General features: G+C 40.4%; 13 protein-coding genes. 4 read left to right on the top strand and 9 right to left on the bottom strand.

Annotated elements, in window-relative coordinates:
• Together CFE23_RS13785 and folE are read left to right on the top strand one after the other, a co-directional pair.
• The coding region (locus CFE23_RS13785; RefSeq protein ID WP_291089074.1) for a T9SS type A sorting domain-containing protein at nucleotides 1–242 on the top strand (242 nt) is incomplete at its 5' end.
• A gap of 188 nt (nucleotides 243–430) precedes the next feature.
• A complete protein-coding gene (folE, locus tag CFE23_RS13790; protein WP_291089077.1) occupies nucleotides 431–1,030 on the top strand; it encodes a GTP cyclohydrolase I FolE in 600 nt (199 codons plus the stop codon).
• Nucleotides 1,031–1,051: 21 nt separating this feature from the next.
• Here the strand turns inward: folE and CFE23_RS13795 are convergent, their stop codons facing one another.
• The 8 genes from CFE23_RS13795 to CFE23_RS13830 form a co-directional block, all read right to left on the bottom strand.
• The gene (locus CFE23_RS13795; RefSeq protein WP_291089080.1) at nucleotides 1,052–2,572 is read right to left on the bottom strand and encodes an ATP-binding protein; all 1,521 of its coding nucleotides are present in this window, start codon (nucleotides 2,570–2,572) and stop codon (nucleotides 1,052–1,054) included.
• 289 nt (nucleotides 2,573–2,861) lie between these two features.
• A complete protein-coding gene (locus CFE23_RS13800; protein WP_291089083.1) occupies nucleotides 2,862–3,305 on the bottom strand; it encodes a hypothetical protein in 444 nt (147 codons plus the stop codon).
• A gap of 357 nt (nucleotides 3,306–3,662) precedes the next feature.
• The gene (locus CFE23_RS13805; RefSeq protein ID WP_291089086.1) at nucleotides 3,663–4,043 is read right to left on the bottom strand and encodes a response regulator; all 381 of its coding nucleotides are present in this window, start codon (nucleotides 4,041–4,043) and stop codon (nucleotides 3,663–3,665) included.
• A 34-nt stretch (nucleotides 4,044–4,077) separates the two neighbouring features.
• A complete protein-coding gene (locus tag CFE23_RS13810) occupies nucleotides 4,078–4,827 on the bottom strand; it encodes a LytTR family DNA-binding domain-containing protein (protein ID WP_291089089.1) in 750 nt (249 codons plus the stop codon).
• Nucleotides 4,828–4,891: 64 nt separating this feature from the next.
• Nucleotides 4,892–5,302 (bottom strand): response regulator, encoded by a 411-nt coding sequence (locus CFE23_RS13815; RefSeq protein WP_291089091.1) that lies wholly within the window; start codon nucleotides 5,300–5,302, stop codon nucleotides 4,892–4,894.
• Nucleotides 5,299–6,696 (bottom strand): PAS domain-containing sensor histidine kinase, encoded by a 1,398-nt coding sequence (locus CFE23_RS13820; protein ID WP_291089094.1) that lies wholly within the window; start codon nucleotides 6,694–6,696, stop codon nucleotides 5,299–5,301. The genes CFE23_RS13815 and CFE23_RS13820 overlap by 4 nt, the downstream gene beginning before the upstream one ends.
• Entirely contained in the window at nucleotides 6,680–8,938 is a 2,259-nt protein-coding gene (locus CFE23_RS13825) for a PAS domain S-box protein (RefSeq protein WP_291089097.1), read from the bottom strand. Before CFE23_RS13825 ends, CFE23_RS13820 begins: the two co-directional genes overlap by 17 nt.
• Nucleotides 8,939–9,360: 422 nt before the next feature.
• Nucleotides 9,361–10,413, bottom strand: a complete 1,053-nt coding sequence (locus CFE23_RS13830) for an Omp28-related outer membrane protein (RefSeq protein WP_291089100.1) — start codon at nucleotides 10,411–10,413, stop codon at nucleotides 9,361–9,363.
• A gap of 132 nt (nucleotides 10,414–10,545) precedes the next feature.
• Here CFE23_RS13830 and CFE23_RS13835 point away from each other — a divergent pair, with 132 nt between their 5' ends.
• Both CFE23_RS13835 and CFE23_RS13840 read left to right on the top strand, forming a co-directional pair.
• Nucleotides 10,546–11,025, top strand: a complete 480-nt coding sequence (locus CFE23_RS13835; RefSeq protein ID WP_291089102.1) for a TlpA disulfide reductase family protein — start codon at nucleotides 10,546–10,548, stop codon at nucleotides 11,023–11,025.
• 4 nt (nucleotides 11,026–11,029) lie between these two features.
• Nucleotides 11,030–12,673 carry a DUF6029 family protein gene (locus tag CFE23_RS13840; protein ID WP_291089104.1) on the top strand — a complete coding sequence of 548 codons (1,644 nt, stop codon included), beginning with the start codon at nucleotides 11,030–11,032 and terminating at the stop codon, nucleotides 12,671–12,673.
• Between the two features lie 103 nt (nucleotides 12,674–12,776).
• Here CFE23_RS13840 and CFE23_RS13845 read toward each other — a convergent pair whose 3' ends face one another.
• Nucleotides 12,777–13,349: a Crp/Fnr family transcriptional regulator gene (locus CFE23_RS13845; protein WP_291089106.1), complete on the bottom strand. Its 573-nt coding sequence runs from the start codon at nucleotides 13,347–13,349 to the stop codon at nucleotides 12,777–12,779.

Here is a 13,349-nt window from a genome sequence, read left to right on the forward strand (position 1 = left end):
TTGAAGTGATTGCGTATCCGAACCCGAGCGACACTTACTTCCATTTTGATGTAAGGGGTGAAGGTACCGGGAAGATCACGTTGTTGATCTACGATATGGCAGGTAAACTTGTCGAGCAGCAGGAATTGGCTCCGGAAGCCTTTAAGGCAGAACAGGTCGGGCAGCGTTATCCATCAGGCGTGTACAACGTGATTGTGATGCAGGATGGCAAAACAAAATCCCTGAGGATCATCAAGAAATAATCTAAATCATACAAATAGAAAAATCCCGCCTTTAGAGCGGGATTTTTTGTTGGCATTTGAAATACATGGTGTTTATAGGCTAAGATATCCTTGGCAGTATTTTCCTGATTAAAGATATTTAATAATTAACATTTGTTTCATAATTATTGTTTTAAATTCAACAAAAATTAAAAAACAAACTTTAGAGAATGACCAGCTACAAAAAAATTGATCAATACAACGAAGAAAAAACAGATGAAATTGCGAAGGATTTCAGGGAAATACTAGCAAATCTAGGGGAAGACATAGCACGGGAAGGATTATTGAAAACTCCGGAGCGCGCCGCAAAGGCTTTCCAGTTTCTAACACATGGTTACGAATTAGACCCTTTAGAGATCTTAAAGTCTGCACTTTTTACGGAGGAGCATAAACAAATGGTAATTGTGAAAAATATAGAAGTTTATTCTATGTGTGAGCACCATTTGCTTCCGTTTTTTGGAAAAGTTCACGTGGCTTACATTCCGAATGGAAAAATTGTGGGCCTGAGTAAAATTCCTAGGGTTGTGGAGGCTTTTTCCAGAAGACTTCAGGTACAGGAAAGACTAACCGATGAGATAAGAGATTGTGTACAGGAAGCTTTGCAGCCGTTAGGCGTTGCCGTCGTTATGGAATGTCAGCATATGTGTATGCAGATGCGTGGCATTCAAAAACAAAATAGCGTTACTACAACATCTTCATTCAACGGCGCTTTCGAAAAAGACAAAACCAGAAAGGAATTTATAAGCCTTATATCGAACAAATTGAACTAAACAAAGGGTGAGGGGAGATGGCTAAATACCATCTTCCCATTGCTTTATTGGCAGGCAGACTGTAAAAGTTGTACCCGTTTCATTTCCTTCAGCTTCAATAGTTCCATGGTGCCGTTCCACTATTTTTTTGCAAAGTGCCAGTCCTAATCCCGTGCCTTCATACAAATCTTTTGGATTTAACCTTTCGAAGGCAGTAAAAATTCGTTTGGCAAATGCTTCCTGCAATCCGATACCATTGTCTGAAATACGGATATGGGCATAATTATTGTTTTGTGCCTTAACAATGGAAGCACTAACGTTAATCGCCGGCGCAACACCGTCACGATGGAATTTTAACGCGTTATTGATGATATTATAAAACAACTGTTGGATCAGGATTGGGACGCCTTCAATATTTGGTAAGGTGGCTTTTGTAACAGTTCCTTTCTTTTGTTCGATAAGAAGTTCCAGGTCCGTAAGGGCATGATTAAAAATATCATTCAAATCAATAACTGTTATAGGTTGATTATCAGCACTGATTGTCGAGTAGTTCAGCACGCCATCAATCAGCGTATAGACACGGTCCGTTGCCTGTTGGATTTTTGTAATGTACTTTTTTTCCTGTGTTTCAGGCTGAACGTCCAACGAATTTTCAAGTAAATCAATGAACATCTTAATTTTGCGAATCGGCTCTTTCAGGTCGTGGCTAACAACATGCGCAAACTGCTGCAGGTCTTCATTGGAACGTTGAAGTTCGCTGGTGCGCTTTTTTACGAGCTTTGTCAGGTGTTCAGCAGTTTCAGTTTGCTCGGTAATATCCTGCACAATCCCAATCAAAGTGATCGGGATGCCATTGTCGTCGCATAAAATCTTGCCGTTGACCCTGATCCAGCGCACGGCGCCGTCAGGATGTATCGCACGGGCTTCATAAAAAACATTGGTGCAGTCTGACATCGCCTTTTCATGTGCTTTCTCTCGTACCTGTCGGTCGTCAGGGTGGATGGCCTCGATAATACGCTTTCTGGTCACGGGTGGTTTAACGCCCCAAATCTCATTAAATCGGTCAGACGTTTTCAAAGTTTCAGAAACCAGGTCGGTCTCATATGTGCCAAGCTGGGCAGAATCCACGGCAAGAACAAGCCGCCCTTCCGCCTCAATCAATTTTTGTTGCGCCAAATTCAGGTCGGTGACATCCGCTGCGGTGTTCATGACGCCGTAAACATTGCCTTCATTATCAAATAGCGGCGTAAAGCTGTAGTTGAAATAGTGCGTTTTTAATATTCCTTCAATCTCAAGGTCTACCTTTTGATTTTTAGCGTGGTAAGGTAATCCGGTTGAAAGGACATTTCGTAGTTGGTCAAAAATCTGCTGATTTTCAAGTTCCGGCAAAATTTCAGTATACCGTTTTCCGACGACGTCACTTCCTTTTCCCCATGCTTTCATAATGGCGGGATTTGCCAGTGCTATGGTGAGCTCATTACCAGTGTAAACGCCAATAGGGAAGGGGGCCGTCTCAACGATGTTGCCCAGCATTTGTTCCCGACCTGATAGAAATGTATCCATAGTAATTTACAGCCTCCCGAATTTACTAAATTTTTAGCGAATCGAGCGCTGCAATTTTGTTAAAGAAATACCATTTTATTGGGTGTACTAAACAAGAATCCGTTGCTGTACCTTAGGAAATAAAGATTGTTATCAAATATCCTTTTAAAATTTAATCCGCGCCATCAGGTAACAGCATTTTTGTGCTCCCCACTGCGACAATGTATACTGTTACCTACCAAAATCCAGATGGCATTGCGGATAAAATTTAATTATTTCAGCACAGGGTGCTGTTAAAGACGTGCATTATTTAAAGCGCTGACAGTCGATCGTTTGTTCTGATTTTTTTGTTGACCAGTAATGCGAGCTGTTGCGCGTCGTCACTGTATCGATGGTCTGTCCGGTATTCACTGAAATCATATTTTCGCACCACCATAAATTTAAAACGGTATTCTACGATTAGCATCGATGCCACCATGGTCAGTAGCGAAATTACACCTGATGCGATAGCAATGAACCGATTGTCTTTGCCTGCATAAAAAACCACCGCAGCAACAACTGATAAAACAAAGAAAAAAAGATTTTTGCGGTATCGGCGCTTCTTGATTAGTTTTACTTTACGCAGGTTATTGTCAAGATTTATAACCCTGTTATCCAATGCATGAATGGTGAAATTATCGCCTGAAACTGTGCCAAATGTGTTTGTATAAACAACGTCCGGATCCTGAAGGCTATTTTGAATTTGATTTTGCATACTTGAAATCCCCGTTATTTTTAATGTGTTTTAGCCGATTGTAACACCATTACTTCCGTCGTCTTTCGTGTCGATATACTGTAAATAACAAAAAGTTAGGATAGGAAAAGCACCGGGATTGTATTAGTGGCAATACTTTCCATCGGAACATTGTCTATCAGGATACCGTCGTTTTGCATAGTTCAAATGTCGGTATAATTTACCCTGTAAATGCGGTAAAAGTAACATCCGTGGCCGTGGTGGGATAACTGCAGCCCCTCAGGAATAAACCATAAAGATGCAATCCGTTTTGTCGTAAAAACACCCTGGATTTGAGAAACTATCGGAAGAAGAAAGGTTTACAGAAAATGGAGCTCGTTAAAGCAGTCCGGCGAGGATGTCGTCCAGAATTTTTTTAGTAATTGGCTTAACAAGAAATTTTCCCGAGTTTTTGTCGGTCTGCGAGCGGATGATGTCCGAATCATCAATAGATGACGAAAGCATAAAAACCCTACAGTATGCTTTGACACTTTGCGGCAGCTGGTCATAACTTTCCAGGAACTCAAAACCGGTCATTAGAGGCATGTATATGTCCGTAAAGATAATTTGTGGCAGTAGGTCTGGATTGTTTCCGTTATTTTGAAGATACACTAATGCCTCAAGCCCTGACAGGCATCCAATAACGTGATCGGCAAATTGATTGGACGTAACCATGCGCGAGGCGATATATAAATCGACCGCATTGTCATCAATGATCATTATCCGTGTATATGGTTTTTGCATTGCTATAACTTTAAAGTTTCATGAAACGTTGAAAATCTTCCTGTCTTCGGGTCGCTACGGGAACGGTCAGGCCATTGATGAATTCACAGAAATAGCCATCTTTCTTCACAATTTGTTTAATATGCAGCAGGTTAACGATGTAAGAGTGGTGTACTCTGAAGAAGCAGTTTTCATCGAGGATTTTGCTGTATTCCCCTAAATTGCGGCATGACATGATTTTCCGGCCATCTGACAGGTTAAAAATAGTGTATTTTCCGTCGGATTTGCAGAATAGTATCTCAGCCATGGGAAGCAGTTCAATTTTATCGAGAGAGGATACTGCTACAAATCCCTTGGCTATATTTAAATTTTCCCGTGAAATTTTCCCGACATTCTGGTGCTGTAACGACCGTTCCATTTCAATACGTTTGATTACTTTGTACATGGCCATCATGAGCATATTGAAATCAATTGGCATCAGTAAAAAATCGACCGCATTGAATTGGAATCCTCTCACTGCGTCACAGGGATTTCCGGAAAACATGATGACTTTCGGAAGTATAAAATCCAATTTGCTTAGTTGTCCGAAAAACGCGACCCCGTCGATCCTTCCGTCGAGGAATATCAGGTCAGGTCGCTGCGTATCTGTGAGCGCGACGCCGTCAGCAATACTGCTGGCCTCACCCAGAATTTTCAGGATTACCGCGTTCTCATTTTCGAAACTGTGGAGAATGGCAACGCCTTCTGATTTTTCGCTGATGATAATCGCTTTGATTGGCATTACGGGCATTATTTTTAGGGTTTTAGTGTTTAGTGCGTACCCATTTAAAGGCTTTCGGATTGCGTTATTTATTTCTCAGTGATGAAAGAAATGCACTATCAATTGGCTTGACATGAAGCGCTGCAACATTTTTGTCGATTGCCGCGCGCGTCAGGTCGTGCGGATCGATTGTAGAGGATATGATGTATACTTCACAATATTTCTTAAGCGCCTCCGACAATTGATTGTAGCATTCCATAAATTCGAAACCCGACATTTCCGGCATGTAGATGTCCAGGAGAATGATCATGGGAAGTGCATCCATATCGTCTTGGTGGTGACGAAGGTACTGCAATGCATCGACGGGATTGCCATAAGCCAATACGTTGTCGCAAAACTGTTCATGCGAAATCACTTTTTTTGCGATATACCGATCAATATCATTGTCATCAATGATCATCATACATTTGCAGATATATTCTGGCTTCTCTTTCATGGTTGGGAATTTTTAAGTGTAATGTTAAATTTCGTACCTGTTTTGCCGTCAGACGTAAGTGTTATGGTGCCTTCCAATTTTTCAATACTTTCCCTCACAATGTAAAGTCCGATTCCGGAGCCATTGATTGTATTTCCTATGCGGAAAAACATATCGAAAATTTTGGAGTGGTAAATCCTGGCGATGCCGCTGCCATTGTCTTCAATTTCTAATTCCAGAGCGTTTTTATGGCTTTTACCTTTTATTCTGATGAACCTGCCGTCTTTTTCTTTTTTATGGTATTTTATGGCGTTCGAAATCAGGTTTTCTAAAATCGTAGCAAACCGGTATTTGTCAGAATAAAATGGAATCTCCTCTGAAATGGAAACCTCAAACGCAATGTCTTCATATTCTTTGGGTCCGTTAAACAAGGCAATAATCTCGTATACCGTATCCTTTACGGCTATGTATTCATTTGCAACGTCTGTCCTATTGTTGCGGGAATAGTGGAGGATGTTCCTGATAAAATTATCAAGCCTACTGATGCTGCTGCGGATCATTCCGATATGCAATAGTGTGTCGGGCTCGTTGCTTTCCGTTTCGATAAGGTTGGCTAAGCCAAGCATCGAAGTGAGTGGCGACCGAAGATCGTGTGAAACGCTGTAGACGAAGCGGTCCAGCTCGTGGTTTGTTTTTTGAAGTGAAGCGTTGTTCAGTAATAGTTGATTTTCCACAAGTTTCCTGGGGGTGATATCCTGATGCGAAATGACAATCAGCGTTTCATCATTTTCAAACTTACGGACGAGCATGGAGAACCAACGTTGCTGTTTCTTATAATGGCATGGATACTCATAATAGAAATCGGAAACCTGTCCTGCCAGTACTTTTTTAATTTGAACGAGCACTTTACCGGCTTCGGCGTCTCCATTTTTCATCGCATTGTCAAAAGCCTTAAAATAATTGCTGCTTTCACAAGTGTATTTGAGTCGGCTATCTCCATTTTCACGAGCATATTTTTTCCAGGATTCGTTCACCGTAATGATTTCGCCATTTTCCTTGATTACCGCGATGTGCGCGCTTAATGAGTCAAGAATACCAAGATTAAACACTTCACTTTTACGCAACAAATGCTCGCTTTTAATACGCTCGGTGATATCACGGGAGTGGCAGGCGGTACCAATGATTTTGTCGTCAATCTGAATCGGGTAAAATGAAATCTCCAACCAAAATTCGGTAGGCCGGTCACTGCGTTCGATCACCGTGAAGATCTCTGCATTGAACGCCCTTTGGTAATATGTTAAAAATCGTTCCGCTCTTTCTGCATTAATTCCTTTAAGGACATAATCGCCTTTGCAAAGTGACTTTCCATGAATTTCTTTTGTCAATTGATCAAAAGGCTTATTTGAAGTGATCAAGGTTTATATCGAGGTCGACACTCCACAACAGGTCATTGGTGTTGTTAATCAATGCGTTTAAATTCCTATTGTCAAAGTCACGTTGCTGCTCTGATACCTTTTTTTGGGTAATATCCCTGAAATTGGATACTACGGCGTTTATTCCGGGCTCATATAACATATTCGTGACACTGCCTTCAAACCAGAGCCAACGGCCGTCTTTGTGTTTTCTGCGTTGCTGGAATTCAAACGTGCCTCCTGGAGTTTCAAGGATATTATTCCTACTAACTTTAAAAGCGTCCAGATCGTCGGGATGGATAAGGTTTAAAAGTGAAGTACTGAGAAATTCCGCTGGATCATATCCCAGAATTTTTGTAAACGATGGACTGCCATAAATAATCAGTCCTTCCTTTGTGGCCAGGGTTTTTATATCGGCGCTTTTTTCAATGAGCACTTTGAACCGCTTTTCATTTTTTTGAATCTGCTCCTCTGCCTGTGTCAGTATTTTTTCTTTTTCGAAGTTTTCCAATGCATATGAAATGTCGTCGGTCGCTTCCTGAAGCAAGGCGATTTCCTCTTCATCAAAAAAATCTTTGATTCCGGCGTGTAATTCGAAGACGCCGACCGTGACGCCAAACTTTTTAATGGGCAGCGAAATCGAGGAATGAATTCCGCAAGTCAAAAGTCGTGGTTTCCATTTTTTAATGGCAGGGTCAACCATGACGTCATTACTTATAGCGTACCGTCCGGTTCGAAAAACATTTCCGGTGGGTGCATCATGAAAAATAATGTCATTCACGATAAGATTATCATAAGCATTGGCCGCCGCTACGGCTTCGGCGGTACCCGAAATGCATACGCGTTTCATGGTATCGTTTTCAATTGTATTAATCCACGCCAATACAAATTTGCCGATTTCCACCGCTATACGGCAGGTACTCTCCATGAGCGTCCGTTCTTCCTTTATCTGGACGATACTTTGATTAATGGCACTGTTAAAGGCATACAGCCTGTTTGCCTTCGTTAATTTTGCCGTTGCTTTTAGTTGGTCGGTACGATCAACTGAAAGGATGAAAATGCCTTCCGGAACCGGTTGAACGCTTAACTCAAGCTGGGCAGTAGAACCATCAGGAAGAACAAATTCAGTATTCAACTGGGCTGCGATGCGGTCGTGCATGCAACAGGAGAGCGTCTCAAATAGGGGAGTGTGTTCGATCCCGGGATACTTTTCCATCAGCGTATAGCCCAGCAATTGCTCTTTTTTGTAGGTGCTGTATTTTACCAACGCGTCATTTACGTACGTATAGCGCCAATCGAAATCGTGAATCTGCGCGCCTTCAATCATATTATCCAGCGTATGCCGGAATCGTTGCTCTTTTGCAAGCAGCAGCGCCTGATTTTGATGTTGCTGTTCCAGCTTTTGAAAGATATCCAGTGCCTGCGAAATGTTTGTGGTCAGTTGCTGCAGCAGCTTGATATCATCGTCCGAGAAATCAGATTCGGCCGAATAGAGATTTAAAAGGCCTACGATATTTCCCGACCTGCTGAGGGGTAGGAGGATGCATGATTTTATCGCATGTTTATGGGCATACAGCTTCCACGGTTCAAGTCCAGGTTCATTTTGAATATCGGTCGAGATGTAATAGTTCCCGGATTGGACAATGTATCTCAGTTGCGCGTTTGGTTTTTTTAAGGCTTCATCGAATAATGGTAAGTCGGCATTAGGTATCCCGCTTTGGTCGACCATGGTGAGCGTTTCCAATTTTGAATCGAATAATCCAATCCACGCCATACTAAAATTCCCGAATCGCAGGGCGAAGTGACAGCAGTCATGGAATAATTCTTCTTCACTTTTTACGGTGACAATTTTCTGGCTGATGTTTGTAAGCAGCGCATATAGCCCATTTGCTTTTTTGAGCTTTATTTCATTTTCTTTTCGGTCCGAGATGTCTACTGAAAAAATACAAATCCCTTCGTCACAAGGTTGCAATCGGATATCGAACCAACTAAATGAACCATTTTCCTTGGTAAACCTATTCTCGAATCGGCTGGGCTTACGATTTTTCATGCACTCCTTCAACAGGTCAAAAATTGGGCTATCAGCCATTGAAGGAAATATTGTAAACATTTCAAAACCAATCAATTTCTCCCGGGATTTTCCGGATTGCTTTATTGCAATATCATTTAGAAATACATATTTCCAATCGTAATTTACGATTTGGAAACCTTCTTGGAGGAATTGGACGGTGTGAGGTTGTGACATATAGGAAAAAATTTGCTCATCGCACAATCGCTAAAAGAGAAAGTTTTGTCCAATATAAATTAAATTGTCTCGACTAAAGAGAGTTTTTGATGAAAAACGATAAAATATTGTTAAAATAAACCCATTGTTAAATATAATCTTACAATTATGCGATTTAAGTATCTCGTCATCAATAAAAACTTGTATATGGAAAATTTTTTTGGGCGCTTTGGGACTTGGACTGCTTGCACAATATATCACAATCAACTGCTCCAAAAAAAAGGAATAAAAATCCGGATACAATTCGCTTAATTCTAAATCAAATATTGGATACTGGAATATTATGGTGATGGGCTCGATTTAACCCGGATTCATCGTATGACATTTACAAACTGAAAAATCCCATCGTAATGGGATTTTGAAACACAACAAACCCAAAAATATTATAAGGATTCTAAAACCTGGGTCTGACCAATACGCGCCTGCCTTACGTTTAGGACCGCATTCGAATTGGCATCCACCAGGAAGGCGACTATTTTTGCATTGTTGGCGTTAGCAACATTGGATGGTAAAGCAATCGTATAGTTCTTCGTAACCTGGCTACCACTTACCGTAATGGCTTCACCCGATATTGGCGTAACAATAGATCGCAGCACACCATCGTATTCAAAATTCGGAATGGAACTCAAACCATTGTAAAGGTTAGACGAATAATTGGCTTGTGAGTAAAATAAATTGTCCTCCACGATATACACTACCAATTTGGTCTGTAGGGCAGTATTGTTATAGCCAAAAAGTAAATTAAGGTTAATATTACCGCCATCCAGCGTCGAATTTATGGCTATTCCAACAGGGGCGCCCGGCTTAATTTCATTCAGGACCTGGTTTACATTTTGATACTGCGGGCCAGACCAATTTATAGTCCTGTTTATTCTTCCTGTGGGAACACCGCTTACATTTTGGGCTGTGGCCAAAGCATTTCCCTGTGCTGTGATAAAAGGGTCATTATTAAAAAGATGAATTTGAACTGATACTTCTTTATCAGTTTGTTCCTTTAGCAACTGCGTTCCGTACAGTATTCTTGGGCAATTGCCGCACCATGTTCCCGAATACTCTTCGACCAAAACACGGTTTACAAATTGTGTTGGAATGACAACCTGGTCCTGAACGGTAATCTGGATAACATTGGTGGTTAAATTTTGATATACCGCTTTTACATTGTATGTTCCGGCAGTAAGGAACGTATAATTACTGTTGGCAATGGCGACATCATTTATATAAAAAACCGATGCTGAAGTAAGATTCGTTCCTAAATTAGAAAGTACCGTAAACGTTGCGGTGCCACCGGTTTCCAGAGCAGATTGATCTGTGGATATGGTTACAGAAGTAACCGTTTGTGTTTCTTCAAAATCACTTTCGGTCTCGGTGCAACCAACAACTAAGACCAAAAGCAATAATGACGATAATAATGATTTTAATTTCAGATTCCTTTTCATAGCATTCTTTTTAAGAAGTTATTTTCTTGTATGGTGTAAAAGTAGTCGTCTTATTTTGAGCGAATTGTCGTCTAGTTGACAATGGATGATAAAAATTGGAAATATTTTTGTCTAAAGAAAAAAAATCGCATCATGAAAAAAATCCTCCTACTATTAGTATTACTGCTATCGGCCAAAATCACTGCGCAGGAAATTCCGTTGGCACAACTTGAAACGATTGATGGCGAAACGGTTTCTACGCAGATTCTTGCTGAACAGGGCGCCAAACCGATTGTCATCACCTTTTGGGCAACCTGGTGCATTCCCTGCCTCACGGAACTTTCGGCAGTAAATGAGCGTTTGGAAAGCTGGAAAGAAAAATATCAATTTGACCTATATGCCGTTTCTGTTGATGATGATCGAACGGCCCGGAAAGTAGCGGCATTGCAAGCGGGAAAAGGATGGGATTTTAAAGTACTGCTGGACACAAACCAGGATTTCAAACGGAAATTAAACATTAATTCTATACCTTATCTAATTGTCGTAAAAGAAGGTAAAATCATCTTTACCAAAACTGGTTTTGTAAAGGGAGACGAAGCAAGAATCGAAAAAGTGATTTCAGAAAATCAGTAATAAGATGAAAGGAATTTTCTCCATATTGTTGCTTTTACTGGCTTTTCACAATGTACACGCACAACTCTCCGGCAGCTTTGAATCCTATGGCTCCTGGTATATTGATGATAGCAAAATCCAGCTTGAGCCTACCGAAACTGAAGACCGGATTCGGGCCAACAGTTATTTAAAACTGGATTACAGGTACCATCATTTTACGGCTGGTGTTCAGGTAGAAAGTTATGAGTCGAAAGCACTGTTGAATTATTATCCCAAATTTGTGGGAACCAAACCCGGGACATTTTATTTGAATTATTCCAACACCAAAAACACATTAGATATTACGGTGGGGCATTTCTATGAAAAATTTGGAAGCGGTTTGGTTTTCAGGGCCTGGGAAGACAAGCCACTCGGAATAGCAAATTCATTGGTGGGTGGAAAAATAAAATACAAACCGTTCAAAAGTTTGGAATTGACAACCCTTTATGGGAAACAGCGCAATGGTTTTTCGACGGATTTATCCGAAAGTACTCTATTTGGATGGAATGCCGATTTTAAGATTTCAAGTGCTTTAAAAATCAAAAGTTCTAATTATGGCGTGGGCTTCAGCTATGTGAATAAGCATGAAACCGGCCTGGATGTTCCTTCAGACGTTTACCTTGTTTCGAGCCGCGGTTTTTTTAAAAGGAAGGGATTTTCATTTGATATCGAATATGTCTTTAAATCTAAAGAGGCGTTGGTCGAATTTGAAACCGTAAAACCGCAATATCTCTTTGATGGCGACGCCCTTTTGGTCAACCTCGGTTATGCCAAAAAAGGATTTGGAATAAATGCCAATGTAAGGAGAACCGAAAATTTTGGTTTGTACGCGGAGCGGAAATTGACACGCAACAGTTTTAACCAGGGATTGTTAAACTACATCCCGTCCATTACCAAACAGTTTGATTACAGCCTGACCAATATTTATGTATATCAGTCACAGCCCAATATCCGATTTGAACCCGATGGCAATAAAGCCGGAGAAATCGGCGGACAGGTTGATGTTTTTTATAATTTTAAAAAGGGGAGTGCCCTTGGTGGTAAAAATGGTTTGAATATCGCTTTAAATTCATCATTATGGCACGGTTTAAAGGGGAGATATGATGCTGATGAACGGAAATACCAGGCAGATTTTTTTGGCTTTGGGCACAAATTTTACAACGATTACAGCTTCGAAATCAGGAAAAACATCAACCAAAAATGGACTGCTATTTTTACCTATCTGCAGCAATATTACAACGCAAAATATGTCGAGGAAAGTTTTGGTGAGGTGAACAGCAAAACCATCGTTTGGGACAATTTGTATAACTTTTCAGGAAGTAAAACGCTAAAGCTGGAATTGCAACACCAATGGGCAGATGCCAGTTTTAAAAATTGGGCTGCTGGTTTGGTGGAATATAACTTTAATTCGAATTGGTCTGTCTTTAATAATAATCTCTACAACTATGGTAATTCCGAAACCAGTAAAAAGATCAATTATTACACGCTGGGCACCAGTTATTCTAAAAACGCCACCCGAATCCAACTGAGTTATGGCAGGCAGCGCGGCGGATTGGTCTGCATTGGCGGTGTTTGCCGGTTTGTTCCTGAAAGTTCGGGTTTGAATGTCAATATAAACTGCGCTTTCTGATCAGCATATAAAGATAAAAGAATAATTAACTTCCTAAAAATTCAGAAAAAAATAAAGGGTCATGATGCAATTTGTCCAATATGATTTATAGTGATTCAACAACTTAAATGTCGCTGTTCTTTTTCCTGATTCTACTCAGTGTTTCTGGCTTTACACCAATGTACGAGGCAATATATTGTAACGGGATTTCTTCAAGTATCTGAGGATTTTCAGCAATCAAATTGTTGTATCTTTTGGTTTGAGAATCCAAAATAAATGAGATCTCTCTTTTTTTACCTTTCATATAAATATGTTCATAGAGCTTTAGAAACAATCTACCTACATTAGGACTTTTTTCCACTAATTTTTCTATTTCCCGGAAATTGGCTTTATAACAATCGCAAGGCGTCAATGCCTGAATATTGAAAAAAGTAGGCGTTAAATTCCGGATCGAAAACAGTTCGGCATATATGCATGGACTAAATAAGAACTTGGTCGTAAACTCTTCACCATCTTTAAGATGGTATACCCTAAAGGTTCCGCGGTCGAAAAAATACAAATCTTTAACATAGGTTCCCATAGCGAGAACATGATCCATTTTTTTAATATTCATGGGTTGGAACAATGCTTCTAAATCTGTAAACTCCTTTTCGGTGAGGTCCGCAAAATTGGAAGTAAATAATTTTAAATTCTCCAT

Origin of the sequence: Flavobacterium sp. BFFFF1 (assembly GCF_002256285.1) — a bacterium.
Lineage (GTDB): Bacteria > Bacteroidota > Bacteroidia > Flavobacteriales > Flavobacteriaceae > Flavobacterium.

Excerpts from the sequence above, each read along its gene's own strand:
- folE (WP_291089077.1), top strand. The coding sequence starts at position 431 with ATGACCAGCTACAAAAAAATTGATCAATACAACGAAGAAAAAACAGAT.
- CFE23_RS13830 (WP_291089100.1), bottom strand. The coding sequence starts at position 10,413 with ATGAAAAGGAATCTGAAATTAAAATCATTATTATCGTCATTATTGCTT.
- CFE23_RS13810 (WP_291089089.1), bottom strand. The coding sequence starts at position 4,827 with ATGCCAATCAAAGCGATTATCATCAGCGAAAAATCAGAAGGCGTTGCC.
- CFE23_RS13795 (WP_291089080.1), bottom strand. The coding sequence starts at position 2,572 with ATGGATACATTTCTATCAGGTCGGGAACAAATGCTGGGCAACATCGTT.
- CFE23_RS13805 (WP_291089086.1), bottom strand. The coding sequence starts at position 4,043 with ATGATCATTGATGACAATGCGGTCGATTTATATATCGCCTCGCGCATG.
- CFE23_RS13835 (WP_291089102.1), top strand. The coding sequence starts at position 10,546 with ATGAAAAAAATCCTCCTACTATTAGTATTACTGCTATCGGCCAAAATC.
- CFE23_RS13815 (WP_291089091.1), bottom strand. The coding sequence starts at position 5,302 with ATGAAAGAGAAGCCAGAATATATCTGCAAATGTATGATGATCATTGAT.
- CFE23_RS13825 (WP_291089097.1), bottom strand. The coding sequence starts at position 8,938 with ATGTCACAACCTCACACCGTCCAATTCCTCCAAGAAGGTTTCCAAATC.
- CFE23_RS13800 (WP_291089083.1), bottom strand. The coding sequence starts at position 3,305 with ATGCAAAATCAAATTCAAAATAGCCTTCAGGATCCGGACGTTGTTTAT.
- CFE23_RS13845 (WP_291089106.1), bottom strand. The coding sequence starts at position 13,349 with ATGGAGAATTTAAAATTATTTACTTCCAATTTTGCGGACCTCACCGAA.
- CFE23_RS13840 (WP_291089104.1), top strand. The coding sequence starts at position 11,030 with ATGAAAGGAATTTTCTCCATATTGTTGCTTTTACTGGCTTTTCACAAT.